Source organism: Pseudomonas coleopterorum (assembly GCF_900105555.1).
Classification (GTDB): Bacteria; Pseudomonadota; Gammaproteobacteria; order Pseudomonadales; family Pseudomonadaceae; genus Aquipseudomonas; species Aquipseudomonas coleopterorum.
The window spans coordinates 1149752-1166841 of the sequence record NZ_FNTZ01000001.1; the positions used below are offsets into that span (position 1 = coordinate 1149752).

General features: G+C 61.0%; 20 protein-coding genes and 1 tRNA gene. 19 read left to right on the plus strand and 2 right to left on the minus strand.

Annotation, left to right across the window (positions count from 1 at the left end; translation table 11 throughout):
• Positions 1-44: 44 nt before the first annotated feature.
• Positions 45-635: a cold-shock protein gene (locus BLV18_RS22565; RefSeq protein ID WP_049861522.1), complete on the minus strand. Its 591-nt coding sequence runs from the start codon at positions 633-635 to the stop codon at positions 45-47.
• A 312-nt stretch (positions 636-947) separates the two neighbouring features.
• On the opposite strand from BLV18_RS22565, the gene BLV18_RS05090 reads away from it, so the two are divergent.
• From BLV18_RS05090 to nadA, 19 genes are all read left to right on the plus strand, one after another.
• Positions 948-1418: a Dps family protein gene (locus tag BLV18_RS05090; protein WP_090356750.1), complete on the plus strand. Its 471-nt coding sequence runs from the start codon at positions 948-950 to the stop codon at positions 1416-1418.
• 223 nt (positions 1419-1641) lie between these two features.
• On the plus strand, positions 1642-2013 hold the full coding sequence (locus tag BLV18_RS05095) for a ribbon-helix-helix domain-containing protein (protein ID WP_090356752.1): 372 nt from the start codon (positions 1642-1644) through the stop codon (positions 2011-2013).
• 60 nt (positions 2014-2073) lie between these two features.
• Positions 2074-2295, plus strand: a complete 222-nt coding sequence (locus BLV18_RS05100; protein WP_049861560.1) for an FmdB family zinc ribbon protein — start codon at positions 2074-2076, stop codon at positions 2293-2295.
• Positions 2296-2396: 101 nt separating this feature from the next.
• On the plus strand, positions 2397-4172 hold the full coding sequence (aspS, locus tag BLV18_RS05105) for an aspartate--tRNA ligase (RefSeq protein ID WP_090356754.1): 1776 nt from the start codon (positions 2397-2399) through the stop codon (positions 4170-4172).
• Positions 4173-4274: 102 nt separating this feature from the next.
• Positions 4275-5021: a YebC/PmpR family DNA-binding transcriptional regulator gene (locus tag BLV18_RS05110; protein ID WP_049861519.1), complete on the plus strand. Its 747-nt coding sequence runs from the start codon at positions 4275-4277 to the stop codon at positions 5019-5021.
• Positions 5022-5125: 104 nt separating this feature from the next.
• Complete coding sequence (gene ruvC, locus BLV18_RS05115; RefSeq protein WP_043193311.1) at positions 5126-5650, plus strand: crossover junction endodeoxyribonuclease RuvC; 525 nt, start codon at positions 5126-5128, stop codon at positions 5648-5650.
• A gap of 125 nt (positions 5651-5775) precedes the next feature.
• Entirely contained in the window at positions 5776-6384 is a 609-nt protein-coding gene (ruvA, locus tag BLV18_RS05120) for a Holliday junction branch migration protein RuvA (RefSeq protein ID WP_090356756.1), read from the plus strand.
• Positions 6385-7440, plus strand: coding sequence for a Holliday junction branch migration DNA helicase RuvB (ruvB, locus tag BLV18_RS05125; RefSeq protein ID WP_056843359.1), 1056 nt, complete (start codon positions 6385-6387; stop codon positions 7438-7440). It begins immediately after the preceding gene.
• Positions 7441-7580: 140 nt separating this feature from the next.
• Positions 7581-8036 carry a tol-pal system-associated acyl-CoA thioesterase gene (gene ybgC, locus BLV18_RS05130; RefSeq protein ID WP_090356758.1) on the plus strand — a complete coding sequence of 152 codons (456 nt, stop codon included), beginning with the start codon at positions 7581-7583 and terminating at the stop codon, positions 8034-8036.
• 2 nt (positions 8037-8038) lie between these two features.
• On the plus strand, positions 8039-8734 hold the full coding sequence (gene tolQ / locus BLV18_RS05135; protein ID WP_043187191.1) for a protein TolQ: 696 nt from the start codon (positions 8039-8041) through the stop codon (positions 8732-8734).
• Between the two features lie 14 nt (positions 8735-8748).
• Positions 8749-9204 (plus strand): protein TolR, encoded by a 456-nt coding sequence (gene tolR, locus BLV18_RS05140; protein WP_049861515.1) that lies wholly within the window; start codon positions 8749-8751, stop codon positions 9202-9204.
• Positions 9201-10310, plus strand: coding sequence for a cell envelope integrity protein TolA (tolA, locus tag BLV18_RS05145; RefSeq protein ID WP_090356761.1), 1110 nt, complete (start codon positions 9201-9203; stop codon positions 10308-10310). The genes tolR and tolA overlap by 4 nt, the downstream gene beginning before the upstream one ends.
• Positions 10307-11611, plus strand: a complete 1305-nt coding sequence (gene tolB, locus BLV18_RS05150) for a Tol-Pal system beta propeller repeat protein TolB (RefSeq protein WP_090356762.1) — start codon at positions 10307-10309, stop codon at positions 11609-11611. The genes tolA and tolB overlap by 4 nt, the downstream gene beginning before the upstream one ends.
• A gap of 52 nt (positions 11612-11663) precedes the next feature.
• Complete coding sequence (gene pal, locus BLV18_RS05155) at positions 11664-12167, plus strand: peptidoglycan-associated lipoprotein Pal (protein ID WP_043187198.1); 504 nt, start codon at positions 11664-11666, stop codon at positions 12165-12167.
• A 6-nt stretch (positions 12168-12173) separates the two neighbouring features.
• Positions 12174-13010, plus strand: a complete 837-nt coding sequence (gene ybgF / locus BLV18_RS05160; RefSeq protein WP_049861513.1) for a tol-pal system protein YbgF — start codon at positions 12174-12176, stop codon at positions 13008-13010.
• A gap of 161 nt (positions 13011-13171) precedes the next feature.
• Positions 13172-13819, plus strand: coding sequence for a 7-carboxy-7-deazaguanine synthase QueE (gene queE, locus BLV18_RS05165; RefSeq protein WP_043187201.1), 648 nt, complete (start codon positions 13172-13174; stop codon positions 13817-13819).
• Between the two features lies 1 nt (position 13820).
• Positions 13821-14510, plus strand: a complete 690-nt coding sequence (gene queC / locus BLV18_RS05170) for a 7-cyano-7-deazaguanine synthase QueC (RefSeq protein ID WP_090356764.1) — start codon at positions 13821-13823, stop codon at positions 14508-14510.
• Positions 14511-14570: 60 nt separating this feature from the next.
• Positions 14571-14646 (plus strand) — tRNA-Lys (locus BLV18_RS05175).
• Positions 14647-14860: 214 nt separating this feature from the next.
• Positions 14861-15919, plus strand: coding sequence for a quinolinate synthase NadA (gene nadA, locus BLV18_RS05180; protein WP_090356766.1), 1059 nt, complete (start codon positions 14861-14863; stop codon positions 15917-15919).
• On the opposite strand, the gene BLV18_RS05185 is transcribed toward nadA, so the two are convergent.
• A complete protein-coding gene (locus BLV18_RS05185; protein ID WP_090356768.1) occupies positions 15920-17080 on the minus strand; it encodes an OpgC family protein in 1161 nt (386 codons plus the stop codon). It abuts the gene before it with no gap.
• Positions 17081-17090: the final 10 nt, after the last annotated feature.

Here is a 17090-nt window from a genome sequence, read left to right on the forward strand (position 1 = left end):
TAAAAAACGCGGGCAGTGCCCGCGTTTTTTATTGGCTGCTGGATTCAGCGACGTGGCGATGCCGCGATCACGTCTTCGGCCTGCAGTCCCTTGTCACGGTTCATCACCGAAAACTCGACGCGCTGGCCTTCGACCAATACGCGATGACCTTCGCCACGAATGGCACGAAAATGCACAAAGATGTCGTCGCCCGAGTCACGCGAAATGAAGCCGAAGCCCTTGGACGTGTTGAACCACTTCACGGTGCCCGTATCGCGGTTGGTCATGTCGTACTGCACGGCACTGGGCGCCGGTGACGCACGGTAGAAGCTGATCGACAGGTGCGCCAGGCACGCGAGCAGTGCGCACAGCAGACCCGGCAGGATGCCGATGGCCGGCAGCGGTACCAGCAATGTCAGGGTCTGGGTGATCACCGAGGCGACCAGCAGCACACTGACCAGGTTTTGCAACAGATGACGTGGACCTTTGTTCCAGCGTGGTATCACCGGCGCCAAAAGCAGATTGAGCAGACCGAACAGCGCCAGGTAGATTGCGTCGGGTTGTTGCAGGTAAGGCGCTACATCGGCCCGCAGGCTTGGTATGAAGGACAGCAGCACGGCCGCTGCGCCCGTCAGAAGGTGGACGATTTTCAACATTTGATTGGCTCACTCTAAGATCAGGCATCAGGAAGAGCTGATACCGCACCACGCACAGCGTTGGGATGAAAAGAATTGCCGGGCATCTGCAGGGATCAGCCTATGCGCCGCGGCTTGATGAATCGCCGGGCGACACGCCTCCTATTTAACAGCAAACCCGGATCCTTCTCAAATCGACCGCAGCGCCGTCCACCGCCGTCGGGCGGATAGTCGGCGCAACACACGCAAGGCAAAGGCTGCGCGGGTCGATGGGTCTTGGTAAAGTGGGCATCCACCAGTGGGGTGTATATTCATCGTCTACAAGGACATTACATGGCAATCGATATCGGCATCAGCGAAGAAGATCGCAAATCGATCGTGGACGGCTTGTCCCGTCTGCTCTCCGACACCTACGTGCTTTACCTCAAGACCCACAACTTCCACTGGAACGTCACCGGCCCGGCTTTCCGTACCCTCCATCTGATGTTCGAAGAGCAGTACACCGAGCTGGCGCTGGCAGTGGACTCCATTGCCGAGCGTATTCGTGCCCTGGGCTTCCCGGCACCGGGCGCCTATTCGGTGTATGCCCGTCTGTCTTCGATCAAGGAAGAAGAAGGGGTGCCTTCGGCTCAGGACATGATCAAGCAACTGGTCGAAGGCCAGGAAGCCGTCACCCGCACTGCCCGTGGCATTTTCCCGCTGCTGGACAAGGTCAGTGACGAGCCGACGGCCGACTTGCTGACCCAGCGCATGCAAGTGCATGAGAAGACTGCCTGGATGCTGCGTTCGCTGCTCGAAGGCTGATTCTTTTCGACGCGGCGGCACCCCGCGTGAGCAGGGGACCCGCCGTGCCGATCCAGGCCTTCGCGGCTGTTCGAAGCACGACTCACTCCTACACAACGACGCCGCTCTTCGCACGACTGCAACTCTTTATTCCTCTGTCGGCATCGCGCCTCGATACGCTTCCATAGATCCGTCAGCACATCTCCAGGGTTGGAGGTGGCGATCATCAAGGAGGCACGGATCCATGGAAGGAAACATCACCACCCGAGCACGACAGCTCGACCGGTCGAGCAGGCTTGCCGTCGATCCCTACGCAGAAAACTTCGACATGGGCATGGCTCGACCCGTCTCCCGCTCGGTTCGCCTGAACGGGTTCGCCACCTGCCTGCGTCTGGAACGGATCTACTGGGAGATCCTCGAACGCATCGCCCTGGCCAATGAGTGCACCGTGAACGCACTGCTTTCCTATGTCGACCGCGAAGTCCACCTGCGCCATGGCGGCGTGAAGAATTTCAGCGGGCTGGTGCGCGTGGTCTGTGTCACTCACCTGATGGGGCGCGATCGTGCGTCGTCTGTTACCTTGGACGGCTGCGCGGCGCCGATTAACCGGATATAATCCCGCGTTTCACCCTGGCGCCGCTCGCGCCGCGGTTATTTGGTTGCCGAGACACTACCCATGCCGATGTACGACTATCAATGTGCTTCCTGTGGTCACCAGATGGAAGTCATTCAGAAGATCAGCGCCGAGCCTTTGACCGATTGCCCTGCCTGCCAGGCGCCGGAATTGAAGAAGATGCTTTCCATGCCGGGTTTCCGCCTGAGCGGTACCGGCTGGTACGAGACCGACTTCAAGACCGGCAACAAGAAGAATCTGGCGGGTGGCGACAAGGCCGAGTGAGTTGTCCGGCTCCCGCCCGCTCCTGCACGATGTCCAGGGTGCCGCGTGTCCAGCTACACGCCGTCATCGAATCATGAATTACGAGAAGTGAAACCACTACTATGATGCGCAGCCACTATTGCGGCCAACTGAACGAGACCCTGGAAGGTCAGGAAATAACCCTGTGCGGCTGGGTCCATCGCCGTCGCGACCATGGCGGGGTGATCTTCCTCGACCTTCGGGACCGTGAAGGTATGGCCCAGGTGGTCTTCGACCCCGATCGCGCCGACAGCTTCGCCGCCGCTGATCGCGTGCGCAGCGAGTACGTGGTCAAGGTCACTGGCAAGGTCCGCGCGCGCCCGGCCGGTGCGGTCAACCCGAACATGGCGTCCGGTGCCATCGAAGTCCTGGGTTACGAGCTCGAAGTGTTGAACGAAGCGGAAACCCCGCCGTTCCCGCTCAACGAATACTCCGACGTCGGCGAGGAAACCCGCCTGCGCTACCGCTTCATCGACCTGCGCCGTCCCGAGATGGCCGAGAAGCTGCGCCTGCGCTCGCGTATCACCACCAGCATCCGTCGCTACCTCGACGAGAACGGCTTCCTCGATGTCGAAACGCCGATCCTGACCCGGGCCACACCCGAGGGCGCGCGTGACTACCTCGTTCCCAGCCGTACCCACCCCGGCAGTTTCTTCGCCCTGCCGCAGTCGCCCCAGCTGTTCAAGCAATTGCTGATGGTGGCCGGTTTCGACCGTTACTACCAGATCGCCAAATGCTTCCGCGACGAAGACCTGCGTGCCGATCGTCAGCCTGAGTTCACTCAGATCGACATCGAGACCAGCTTCCTCGACGAGAAGGAAATCATCGGCCTCACCGAAACCATGGTGCGCCAGCTGTTCAAGGAAGTGTTGGGCGTCGAATTCGGCGAGTTCCCGCACATGACCTTCGAAGAAGCCATGCGCCGCTACGGTTCTGACAAGCCGGACCTGCGCAACCCGATGGAACTGGTCGACGTTGCCGACCAGCTCAAGGACGTCGAATTCAAGGTCTTCAGCGGTCCGGCCAACGATGCCAAGTGCCGCGTTGCCGCTCTGCGCGTTCCAGGCGGGGCGAGCATGCCGCGCAAGCAGATCGACGACTACACCAAGTTCGTCGGCATCTACGGCGCCAAGGGGCTGGCCTACATCAAGGTCAACGAGCGCGCCAAGGGCGTCGAAGGCCTGCAGTCGCCGATCGTCAAGAACATCCCGGAAGCCAACCTCAACGTGATCCTGGATCGCGTCGGTGCGGTCGATGGCGACATCGTGTTCTTCGGTGCCGACAAGGCCAAGATCGTCAGCGAGGCATTGGGCGCGCTGCGCATCAAGCTGGGTAACGATCTTAACCTGCTGACCTGCGAATGGGCACCGATGTGGGTCGTCGACTTCCCGATGTTCGAAGAGAACGAAGACGGCAGCTTCAGCGCGCTGCACCACCCGTTCACCGCCCCCAAGTGCACCCCGGCCGAGCTGGAGGCCAATCCGGCCACCGCGCTGTCGCGTGCCTACGACATGGTGCTCAACGGCACCGAGTTGGGCGGTGGTTCGATCCGTATCCACCGCAAGGACATGCAGCAGGCGGTGTTCCGTCTGCTCGGCATCGAAGCGGCGGAACAGGAAGAGAAGTTCGGCTTCCTGCTCGATGCCCTGAAATACGGCGCGCCACCACACGGCGGCCTGGCCTTCGGCCTGGATCGTCTGGTCATGCTGATGACCGGCGCGCAGTCGATTCGTGAAGTCATTGCCTTCCCGAAAACCCAGAGTGCCGCCGATGTCATGACCCAGGCACCTGGCGTCGTCGATGCCAAGGCACTGCGTGAGCTGCACATTCGTCTGCGCGAACAGCCCAAGGCTGAATAACGGCTGACAGGGCGCATCTTCGGATGCGCCCTTGCGTTGGGCAGTGGAAAACCTTGCCGAGGCAGGGTCGTATGGGTAATACACAGAAATCGGAGTTGCGTTATGGCTGGTCATTCCAAGTGGGCGAACATCAAGCACCGCAAAGAGCGCCAGGATGCCAAGAGGGGCAAGATCTTCACCAAGTGGATTCGTGAGCTGACTGTCGCAGCCCGTCAGGGCGGCGGCGAGCCAGGATCCAACCCGCGTCTGCGGCTGGCGCTGGACAAGGCGCTGAGCGCCAACATGAGCCGCGATATCATCGATCGTGCGATCGCTCGGGGTACCGGGGCGGCTGGCAGCGATGACGTGGTCGAGTTGAGCTACGAGGGTTATGGTCCTGGTGGTGTCGCGGTGCTGGTCGAGTGCATGACCGACAACCGCAACCGTACTGCCGCTGCCGTGCGCCACGCGTTCAGCAAATGCGGCGGCAACCTGGGCACCGATGGCTCGGTGGCCTACCTGTTCGAGCGCAAGGGGCAATTGTCCTTCGCTCCGGGCGTCGATGAAGATGCCTTGATGGAAGCGGCCATGGAGGCCGATGCCGACGACATCGTCACCCACGCTGACGGCTCGATGGATGTATTCACCTCGTTCGCCAGCTTCTACGCGGTGGGCAATGCGCTGCAGGCAGCAGGTTTCAAGGCCGATGAGGCAGAAATCGTCATGGCCCCGACCACCAGCGCCGAACTGGACGCGGAAGGTGCCGAGAAGGTCCTCAAGCTGATCGACATGCTCGAAGACCTGGACGACGTGCAAAACGTCTACTCCAATGCCGAAATATCCGATGCCGTGATGGAACAGCTCGGCTGACCGGCCTGTTTGTTTCATCGAAGCCATGCTTCAACAGGGCTGGCCTCCTCGCGGGTAGATGACCCGCGAAGGCGTCAGCCGTGTTTCTCACTACTGCAGGCTTTATGACTTTAATTCTTGGAATCGACCCAGGCTCGCGCATCACCGGGTTTGGCGTCGTGCGTGAAACCGGACGAGGCTGCGAGTACGTAGCTTCAGGCTGCATCCGTACCGGCGGGGGGCTGCTGCACGATCGTCTGCAGATCGTTTTTCGCGGTGTGCGCGAAGTGATCCAGACCTACGGTCCGGTGACCATGGGCATCGAGCGGGTGTTCATGGCTCGCAATGCCGACTCGGCCCTGAAGCTGGGTCAGGCACGGGGTGCGGCCATCGTTGCGGCGGCCGAGGAGGGGCTGGAGATTGCCGAGTACAGCGCCACCCAGGTCAAGCAGGCCATCGTCGGTACCGGTGCCGCCAACAAGGAACAGGTACAGATGATGGTCATGCACCTGCTCAAGCTGACCCAGAAACCCCAGATCGACGCCTCCGATGCCCTGGCGATCGCGCTGACCCATGCGCACACCCGGTCCAGTCTCATGCCTCACGGCCTGAGCACCGCCCGCAGCCGTGGTGGCCGCCTGCGTCTTTAGCGGCTTACATCGTTTCAAACTTTTTTGCTTGCAGCTCACCCAAGTCCTGCAATGATGGCCACGGATTCGAAGATCCGGCCAGCATGAGCAGGGCGTGACTGCGCCTTCCGACAAAGGATTCAAACGTGATTGGACGCCTGCGCGGTACCCTGGCTGAAAAGCAGCCTCCGCACCTGATTCTCGACGTCAACGGGCTGGGCTATGAGCTCGAAGTGCCGATGACCACGCTCTATCGCCTGCCGCCGGTCGGCGAAACCGTGACCTTGCATACCCATCTGGTGGTACGCGAAGACGCTCAGTTACTCTATGGCTTCTATGAAAAGCGCGAGCGTGAGCTGTTTCGCGAGCTGATCCGCCTGAACGGCGTCGGTCCCAAACTGGCCCTGGCTCTGATGTCGGGGCTGGATGTCGATGAGCTGGTGCGCTGCGTACAGGCGCAGGACACCTCGGCGCTGGTCAAGGTGCCCGGCGTGGGCAAGAAGACCGCCGAGCGCCTGCTGGTCGAACTCAAGGATCGCTTCAAGGCCTGGCAAACCACGCCGAGCATGTTCGAATTGGTGCCCAGTGGACCGCAGGGCCCCGCGCCGGTCAACAGCGCCGAGGCCGATGCCGTCAGCGCGCTCATCTCCCTGGGGTACAAACCCCAGGAAGCCAGCCGCGCCGTGGCAGCCATCGATGCCAAGGGGCTGAGCAGCGAAGAATTGATCCGCCGCTCGTTGAAGGGAATGATCTAAGTGATCGAAGCCGACCGCTTGATCGCCGCCACTGGCCGCGATCGCGAAGAAGTACAGGACCGGGCCATCCGCCCGCTCAGCCTGGCCGAGTACATCGGCCAGCCCACCGTGCGCGAGCAGATGGAGCTGTTCATCCAGGCCGCACGCGGGCGCAGTGAATCCCTGGATCACACCTTGATCTTCGGCCCGCCAGGGCTGGGCAAGACGACACTGGCCAACATCATTGCCCAGGAAATGGGCGTATCGATCAAGAGCACCTCGGGCCCGGTGCTGGAGCGGCCAGGCGATCTGGCGGCCCTGCTGACCAATCTGGAACCCCACGATGTGCTGTTCATCGACGAGATCCACCGGCTGTCGCCCATCGTCGAGGAAGTCCTGTATCCCGCCATGGAGGATTTCCAGCTCGACATCATGATCGGCGAGGGGCCGGCGGCACGCTCCATCAAGCTCGATCTGCCACCGTTCACCCTGGTCGGTGCCACCACCCGTGCCGGCATGCTGACCAACCCGTTGCGCGACCGTTTCGGCATCGTCCAGCGTCTGGAGTTCTACAGCACCGCGGACCTTGCAACCATCGTCAGCCGCTCGGGTAACATTCTTGGGCTGGCGATCGAGGATGAAGGCGCCTTCGAGATCGCCCGGCGCGCCCGCGGTACGCCGCGAATTGCCAATCGGCTGTTGCGCCGTGTCCGGGACTTCGCCCAGGTACGGGGCAAGGGCCACATCACCAAGCCCATCGCCGACCTGGCTCTGAACATGCTGGACGTCGACGAGCGCGGCTTCGACCACCAGGACCGGCGCCTGCTGCTGACCATGATCGAGAAATTCGACGGCGGCCCGGTGGGCGTCGACAGCCTGGCGGCGGCCATCAGTGAAGAGCGGCACACCATCGAGGATGTTCTGGAGCCCTACCTCATTCAACAGGGCTACATCATGCGGACCCCGCGCGGGCGCGTCGTCACTCGCCACGCCTACCTGCATTTCGGCCTTAACATTCCCAACCGGTTGGGCGACATGCCTGCCGGTGATGCCCAGGCCGAGGAAGTCGACGCGTGAAAGGCCCATTGCGCAGCGATCTAATTCGGGTTTGCGTGGTCCTAGGGGCTGACGCAGCTTTTGCCTGCGCTTTGCCTGCACACGCGACGAAAAAACAGTTGCCTGGGCGGATTGGCAACCTGAGGAGTAAGCACTAGAGTATGCGCGCGCAAAACGGGGTTCAGGCGTTCGCCCATCAGTGTCGGGTCTATTACGAAGACACCGATGCCGGCGGCGTCGTCTATTACGTCAACTACCTCAAATTCATGGAGCGGGCTCGTACCGAGCGCTTGCGTGCGCTGGGGTTCGTCCAGTCGCAGTTGGCAGGAGAGAACCTGCTGTTCGTCGTCCATTCGGCAGAGGCGCGCTACCATGCGCCAGCGCGGTTGGACGACGAACTGCGGGTGAGCGCCGAAATAACCGAATTGAATCGCGCCAGCCTGCGTTTCAAGCAGCAGGTATGGCGGGTGAGGGATGCAACGCTGCTCTGCGAAGGGCAGTTCATGGTGGCCTGTGTGCGCGCCGATAATTTCAAACCCCAGGCCATTCCCCCAGCCTTGCGCGCGGCCCTTGCCGACGCGGGCGACCTGGGCAAACAATCCTATGCAGGAGATTAAGCGTGGAAGCTAACGTCGTCGACCATACCTCCATGTGGAGTTTGGTCAGCAATGCCAGTGTCGTGGTGCAGTTGGTGATGCTGATTCTGGTGGCCGCCTCGGTCACTTCGTGGATCATGATCTTTCAGCGCAGCTCGATGCTGCGCGCCGGGCGTCGTGCTCTGGACAGCTTCGAGGAGCGCTTCTGGTCGGGTATCGACCTCTCCAAGCTGTATCGCCAGGCCGGTAGCAATCCGGATCCGGATTCGGGCGTCGAGCAGATCTTCCGTGCCGGCTTCAAGGAGTTCTCCCGCCTGCGCCAGCAGCAGGGCGTCGACCCCGATGCCGTGATGGAAGGCGTCGGCCGTGCCATGCGCGTCGCGATCTCCCGCGAGGAAGAGAAGCTCGAGCAGGGCCTGCCGTTTCTGGCCACGGTCGGTTCCACCAGCCCGTACGTCGGTCTGTTCGGTACCGTATGGGGCATCATGAACTCGTTCCGCGGTCTGGCTTCGGCCCAGCAGGCGACGCTTGCGACCGTTGCACCGGGCATTGCCGAGGCACTGATCGCCACGGCCATCGGTCTGTTCGCCGCCATTCCGGCCGTTATTGCCTACAACCGTTTTGCTGCCCGCAGCGAAACCCTGATCAACCGTTACTACACGTTCGCTGACGAGTTCCAGGCCATCCTGCACCGTAAAGTGCACACCAGCGAAGAGTGAGCAGGGATAACCCAATGACTCGAGGTCGTCGCCCAAAACGCAAGCCGGTCGCCGAGATGAACGTGGTGCCCTACATCGACGTGATGTTGGTACTGCTGGTCATCTTCATGGTCACCGCTCCGATGATCAACCAAGGTGTGAAGGTCGATCTGCCCAAGGTTTCCAGCGAAGCGTTGCCGCAGGACAACAACACTCAGGTGCTCACCATTTCCATCAAGGCCGACAAGACCTACTACTGGAACGTCGGCAAGGAAGTAGACACTGAAAAGCAGCAGGACAAGGCCATGACCCTGGCGCAGATGACCCAGGCCGCGACCGCGATCATCAACCAGGGCAATGCCAACGGGAAGAAGACCCAGGTCTTCATTCGCGGTGACAAGACCGTGGATTATGGCGCCGTCATGGGCGCCATGGGTGGTTTGCAGCAGGCAGGTGTCGGTAACGTTGGCTTGATTACCGAGGCCCCGTGATGCAAAAGCGAGAGCATTCAGCCTCGGAAAGCTTCTTCTGGCCCACGGTCTGGGCGGTGGCCCTGCACGTGCTGGTTTTCGGGATGCTGTTCGTCAGCTTCGCCATGACGCCCGAACTGCCCGAAGCGCGCCCCATCGTGCAGGCTACGCTCTATCAGCTCAAGTCCAAGAGCCAGGCCACCACTCAGACCAATCAGAAGCTGGCGGGCGAGGCGAAGAAGTCTGCCGCGCGACAAACTGAAGTCGAGCAGATGGAGACCAAGAAGCTTGAACAGGAAGCCATAAAGGCGGCGGAACAAAAGAAAGAGGAAACCGCTCAAAAGGCCGAAGCAGCGAAGAAGGCCGACGAAGCCAAGAAAGCCGACGCCGCCGCCAAGGCGGAAGCGGCAGAGGCGGCCGCAGCCAAGGCTGAAGCGGCCAAGGCCGAAGCGGCAGAAAAAGCTGCCGAAGCCAAGAAGAGCGAGTTGGCCGATATCGCCAAGAAGAAAGCCGAGCAAGAGGAGGCCAAGAAGGAGGCGGCCGAGGAAGCCAAGAAGAAGGCTGCCGAAGACGCCAAGAAGAAGGCCGCCGAAGACGCGAAGAAGAAAGCCGAAGACGACGCCAAGAAAGCTGCCGCTGCCGCTGCTGCCGAAGATGCCAAGAAAAAGGCTGCCGAGGACGCGAAGAAGAAGGCTGCGGCCGACGCTGCGAAGAAGAAGGCCCAGGATGCGGCACGCAAGGCTGCGGAAGACAAGAAGGCGCAGGCATTGGCCGATCTGCTTTCCGACAAGCCCGAACGCCAGCAGGCGCTCGCCGATGAGCAGGGTGATGAAGTCGCGGGCAACTTCGATGACCTCATTCGCTCGCGAGCAGCCGAAGGTTGGGCACGTCCGCCTTCTGCACGCAAGAATATGACTGTGGTACTGCAGATCAACATGTTGCCCGATGGTACCGTCACCAATGTCAGCGTTTCGCGCTCCAGTGGCGATGGGCCTTTCGACAGTTCGGCGGTTGCTGCGGTCAAGAACATTGGCCGTTTAACGGAAATGCAGGGTTTGAAACCAGCTGACTTCAACCCCTATCGTTCCTTCAAGATGACATTTACACCTGAGGATCTTGCCTTGTGATTACCCTTCTTCGAGGACTGCTCGTCGTCCTGTGCTGCGCAGCCGGCATGGCCTCTGCGGACGAAAAGAACATTCTGGTCACCAGCGGTGCCGACCGGGCGACGCCGATCGCGGTCGTCCCGTTCGGCTTCCAGGGCGGCAGCGTGTTGCCTGACAACATTGCCGAAATCGTCGGCAACGACCTGCGCAACTCTGGCTACTACTCACCCATTCCACCGCAGAACATGATCAGCCAGCCGTCCCAGGCCAGCGAAGTCATCTACCGCGACTGGCAGGCGCTGGGTGCCCAGTACGTCATGGTCGGCAGCATCACGCCAGCCGGTGGTCGCCTGCAGGTGCAGTACGCGCTGCTCAACGTCAACACCCAGCAACCCGTGTTGACCGGCAGCGTGTCGGGCACCACTGATCAGCTGCGTGACATGGCCCACTTCATCTCCGACCAGTCGTTCGAGAAGCTGACCGGGATCAAGGGTGCGTTCTCCACCCGCATGCTCTATGTCACCGCCGAGCGCGCCGGTACCAACGCCACTCGCTACACCCTGCAGCGTTCGGACTACGACGGGGCACGTGCCGTGACCCTGCTGCAGTCGCGCGAGCCGATCCTGTCGCCACGCTACTCGCCCAATGGCCGCAACATTGCCTATGTATCGTTCGAGCAGCGTCGTCCGCGGATCTTCCTGCAGAACGTCGACACCGGTCGCCGCGAGCAGCTGACCAACTTCGAAGGCCTGAACGGCGCACCGGCGTTTTCACCTGACGGCAACCGCCTGGCGTTGGTGCTGTCCAAGGATGGCAATCCGGAAATCTACGTGATGAACCTGTCTTCGCGTGCGTTGACCCGCGTGACCAACAGCCCGGCGATCGATACCGAACCCTTCTGGGGCAAGGACGGCTCGACGCTGTACTTCACGTCGGACCGTGGCGGCAAGCCACAGATCTACAAGACCAGCACTTCCGGTGGTGCGAATGCCGAGCGTGTGACGTTCGTGGGCAACTACAACGCCAACCCGAAACTTTCGGCTGACGAAAAGACGCTTGTAATGATTCATCGGCAAGATGGTTTCACCAATTTCAAGGTGGCGGCGCAGGACTTGGAACGCGGAAGCGTAAAGATCCTCACAGATTCAACTCTTGATGAGTCGCCTACTGTTGCGCCCAACGGCACCATGGTAATCTACGCCACCCGCCAGCAGGGCCGGGGAGTCTTGATGCTCGTGTCGCTAAATGGCCGCGTGAGGCTCCCGCTTCCTACCGCTCAAGGCGAAGTCAGAGAACCGTCCTGGTCCCCTTACCTGAACTGACGCGGCGTAATACGTTGTACTTAACACACTGGGGTTCATTAGGAGTTTCACGATGGAAATGCTGAAGTTTGGTAAGTTTGCTGCGCTGGCCCTGGCCTTGTCCGTAGCTGTAGGTTGCTCGTCCAAAGGCGGCGAAGATGCTGGTCAAGGCGGCGCTGCTGTCGACCCTAACGCTGGTTACGGCGCAAACACCGGTGCCGTTGACGGTTCCCTGAGCGAAGAAGCTGCTCTGCGCGCAATCACCACCTTCTACTTCGAATACGACAGCTCGGACCTGAAGCCAGAAGCCATGCGCGCTCTGGACGTTCACGCCAAGGACCTGAAAGCCAACGGCGCTCGCGTCGTCCTGGAAGGTAACACCGACGAGCGCGGTACTCGCGAGTACAACCTGGCACTGGGCGAGCGTCGCGCCAAGGCCGTTCAGCGTTACCTGGTACTGCAAGGCGTTTCGCCAGCTCAGCTGGAACTGGTTTCCTACGGCGAAGAGCGTCCAGTAGCTACCGGCAACGACGAGCAGTCGTGGGCTCAAAACCGTCGCGTCGAACTGCGTAAGTAATTCGTCATGCGAACGTGCCGTCGTGCTGTAACTGTTCTGGCTTTCGCCCTGCCTGTAATGGCTTGGGGCGCGGTGCCTGTGGTCGATAGCAACAACAATGGAGGCTACGGTAACAGTGGCGCCGTTGGTGGCAGCTATCCGCCTGCAGGTTACGGTACGAACGGCGCCTCGGCCGGGTCAGGTGCGCAAGCGCCTGTCTCGGCTCAGGGCGAGCTGTTCATGCAACTGCAGCAAATGCAGGAAGACATCGCGCGTCTGCGAGGTCAGGTCGAAGTCCAGCAAAACGATATCCAGCGCCTGAAACAGGAAGGGCTCGAGCGGTATCAGGATCTCGATCGTCGGATTGGCGCTGGGGTTGCACCTGCACCCGCTGCTCAACCGGATAATTCTTCAGCCAGCGGCGCTTCCGGCGGCGCTGGTGCTTCATCGGCTGGCGGTCAATCGACAGCCAGTTCCGAGCCTGGCGATCCGGCCAAGGAGAAGCTGTATTACGATGCAGCCTTCGACCTGATCAAAGCCAAGGATTTCGACAAGGCCAGCCAGGCATTTGCCGCATTCCTGCGCAAATACCCGAACAGCCAGTATGCGGGCAATGCCCAGTACTGGCTGGGAGAGGTCAACCTTGCCAAAGGTGATCTGCAAGGCGCTGGTCAAGCCTTCGCCAAGGTCAGTCAGCTCTATCCCAAGCACAACAAGGTGCCGGATTCGCTGTACAAGCTGGCCGACGTCGAACGTCGCCTCGGTCATACCGATCGAGTGAAAGGCATTCTGCAGCAGGTTGTGACCCAGTATCCGGGCACTTCCGCTGCGCAGTTGGCGCAGAAAGACCTGCAAAGATTGTGAAGCTTGCCGTGCTATTCGAAGAAACCCGCGCTTGGCGCGGGTTTTTTGTTAGAATTTGCCGCCATTTTATGAACACGCTTCCTGAAGCCACGCGAGCGCGGGCTGCCTGAAGTGCCCAACGGAGGCGGTCAGCCTGTTTCGCTGTCACGCCCGTGGACCCTATGCAAGACACACTACGTATCACCGAAGTCTTCTACTCCCTGCAGGGTGAGACGCGGACCGCTGGCCTGCCCACGGTTTTCGTGCGCCTGACCGGTTGCCCTTTGCGCTGCCAATACTGCGACAGCGCCTATGCATTCAGCGGGGGTACCCAGCGTACCCTAGACTCGCTCATGGAGCAGGTGGCTAGCTACAAGCCCCGCTATGTGTGCGTGACCGGGGGCGAGCCGTTGGCCCAGCCCAATGCCATTCCATTGATGCAGCGCCTGTGCGATGCCGGCTATGAGGTTTCCGTGGAAACCAGCGGTGCGCTCGACATCAGCGCAGTGGACACTCGAGTCAGCCGGGTGCTTGATTTGAAGACCCCAGGTTCCCTCGAGGTCCATCGCAATCGCTACGAGAACATCGAGCTGCTGACCCGCAACGACCAGGTCAAATTCGTCCTGTGCTCGCGCGAAGATTACGACTGGGCCGTCTCCAAGCTGATCCAGTACGGTCTGGACCAGCGCGCTGGCGAAGTGCTGTTCTCGCCGAGCAAGGATCAACTGCGTGCAACCGATCTGGCCGACTGGATCGTGGCCGACAACCTGCCGGTGCGCCTGCAGATGCAATTGCACAAACTTCTTTGGAACGACGAGCCGGGGCGCTGACATGAACGACACAACCGAGCACCAGAAAAAAGCGGTCATCCTGCTCTCCGGCGGCCTGGATTCCGCGACCGTAGTGGCGATGGCCAAAGACCAGGGCTACGCCTGCTACACCATGAGTTTCGACTATGGTCAGCGCCATCGCGCCGAGCTTAACGCGGCAGCGCGGGTGGCTCGCGATCTGGGCGTGGTCCAGCACAAGGTCATTGGACTGAATCTGGACGGGATGGGCGGTTCGGCGCTGACCGATACGTCGATCGACGTTCCCGAAACCTTGGGCGAGGGTATTCCGGTGACGTACGTACCGGCGCGCAACACGGTCTTTTTGTCGCTGGCCCTGGGCTGGGCCGAGGTGCTGGAGGCGCGGGACATCTTCATCGGTGTCAACGCGGTCGACTACTCCGGCTATCCGGACTGCCGACCCGAGTTCATCGAGGCCTTCGAGCGCCTGGCCAATCTGGCTACCAAGGCCGGGGTGGAAGGCAATGGCTTCACCATTCAGGCGCCGTTGCAGAACCTGAGCAAGGCCGAAATCGTCAAGGCGGGCGTGGCGCTGGGTGTGGACTACGGCCTGACGGTGTCCTGCTATCAGGCTGACGACGAAGGCCAGGCCTGTGGCAAATGCGACAGCTGCCGCTTGCGCGCGGAAGGCTTCACTGCAGCCGGTGTGAGTGACCCTACACGTTATTTTTGATTTTTTTTCTGTAGGGTGTTGAATTACCAAAAGAATTCGGTATTATACGCCCCACGAAACGGGTCGTTAGCTCAGTTGGTAGAGCAGTTGGCTTTTAACCAATTGGTCGTAGGTTCGAATCCCACACGACCCACCATTTCGAAACCCGCAGCTTGCAAAAGCTGCGGGTTTTTTTATGCCCGGGATTCGGTGGTTATCCTTGCAGCGATAGGGCTTTGCTAACACCTCGTTTCTCTGTAGCCTGCGCCAGCCCTCAAAAGCCTCACGAAAGCCAGGGCATATACTCCCAGGCCCTTGTCGGCCCGGTCTATACTCGACTCTCGCGCATCAGCGCTCGCAGGTCTTGCCCCATGACGCAGATATCCGAACGCCTTCTGGTTCAGGCTCACCTGGATGCCAAGCAGCCCAAGCCTCTGACACTGGAGCAGGAAGCCGACTACCGTTCAGCCATCGCTGCCGAGCTCAAGGCTCAGGACGCGGTGCTGGTTGCTCACTACTACTGCGATCCGGTGATCCAGGCGCTGGCCGAGGAAACGGGCGGTTGTGTGTCCGACTCGCTGGAAATGGCACGTTTTGGCAACCAGCACTCAGCTCGCACCGTGGTGGTGGCGGGCGTTCGGTTCATGGGCGAAACGGCGAAGATCCTCAACCCTGAAAAACGTGTGCTCATGCCCACTCTGGAAGCGACTTGCTCGCTGGACCTGGGTTGCCCGGTCGATGCATTCTCGGCTTTCTGCGATCAGCATCCCGAGCGCACGGTGGTGGTCTATGCCAACACCTCGGCCGCGGTTAAGGCACGTGCCGACTGGGTAGTGACGTCGAGCTGCGCGCTGGAGATCGTCGAGAGCCTGATGGACAACGGCGAGAAGATCATCTGGGCGCCGGACAAGCATCTGGGCAACTACATCCAGACCCACACTGGCGCTGACATGCTGATGTGGGACGGTGCCTGCATCGTGCACGAGGAGTTCAAGTCGCGGCAACTGAGCGACATGCGTGCGCTGTATCCCGATGCCGCGATTCTGGTGCACCCCGAGTCGCCGGCAGAGGTCATCGCACTGGCTGACGCCGTGGGCTCCACCAGCCAATTGATTGCCGCTGCCCGTACGTTGCCGCAGCAGACGCTGATCGTGGCAACCGATCGCGGTATCTTCTACAAGATGCAACAGGCCGTGCCTGGCAAGACGCTGATCGAGGCCCCCACGGCGGGCAACGGCGCTGCCTGTCGCAGCTGCGCGCATTGCCCGTGGATGGCCATGAACACGCTGGAGCGTACGCTGGAATGCCTGCGCGCCGGCAGTAACGAAATTACCGTGAATCCGGCGCTGATTCCCCAGGCTGTTCGGCCGCTCAAGCGCATGCTGGACTTTACCCAGGCAGCGCGCCTGAAAGCGGCTGGCAACGCCTGATCAGAGGCCTTTGCCCAGTGCGACCACGGGCCGTTCGGGCTTAGGCAGCTCAAGCCGCGGACGGCCCAGTCGTTTGTTCAGTTCCAGCCATTCGGCCAGGGCCAGCATCAGGCCTGCGCCGACCAGCGCGCTGGCGATCTGCATCGCGAGCTGGTCATCCGCCAGGGCATTGGCCATGTCGGCCAACGGTGCCAGCACCACGCTGAGGCAGAAGACCTCGAGCGAATAGCGTCCCATCAGCCCGACTTTGCGTGCCAACAGGTGATGCACCCATGCGCCCTGTGGTATCAGCTTGGCCACACAGTAGGCCAAGGCCAGGAAGTGCAGAAGGCGTGACGGCGAGAGGTTGGTCTTGTCGATGGGGTAGAGCAATTGGCTGAACCAGCCGGGCACCAGTGCCTCGTGCAGCATCGGCCAGCGCCATCCCAGGGCAACCAGCGCGCTGAATGTCACGAGCGTGGCGCACGCCAGGAACAGTGGTTGGCGGCTCAAGGGTCGGGTCGGCGCGGCCTGCCCGCGCGTCGAATGCAGCGCCGTGGCGCCACCCAGGACGAACAGCACCTGCCAGGCCAGAGGATTGAAATACCAGAGGCCGTTGTCGTGCGCAGGAATGTTCCAGCCCAGCCATTGCACCATCAGGTACAACACCAGCGACAGGCCGATGGCCTGGGCTGGGCGCTTGATCAGCAACGGCAGGGCGATCGGCAGGCCGAGCAGCAACACGATGTACAACGGCAAGGGGTCCATCAGGTTGGGCTTGAAGCGCAGCAGCAGTTCGTCGACCATCGCCTGTTGCGGGTTGGACACGAAATAGGTGAGGTTCATCTCCTGGATCATGTCGCGGGTTTCGACGTGATTGTTGGCGACGAAGATGATGCCCATCAGGACCGCCAGCAGGAAGATGTGGACCACGTAAAGCACCCAGGCGCGACGCAGGATGCGCATGCCGGCCACCAGATAGCCGTCGCGCAGGGCGATCTTGCCGTAGGCCAGCACGGCGGCATAGCCGGCGAGGAACACGAACACTTCTGCAGCATCGCTGAAGCCGAAATTGCGCAGCGTGAAGCTGGCCAGCGGGTTTTGCGGTATGTGATCCCAGAAAATGAAGATCAACGCCAAACCCCGATAGAAATCGATCCGATGGTCTCGATCGTTAGTCATGGCGACAGGC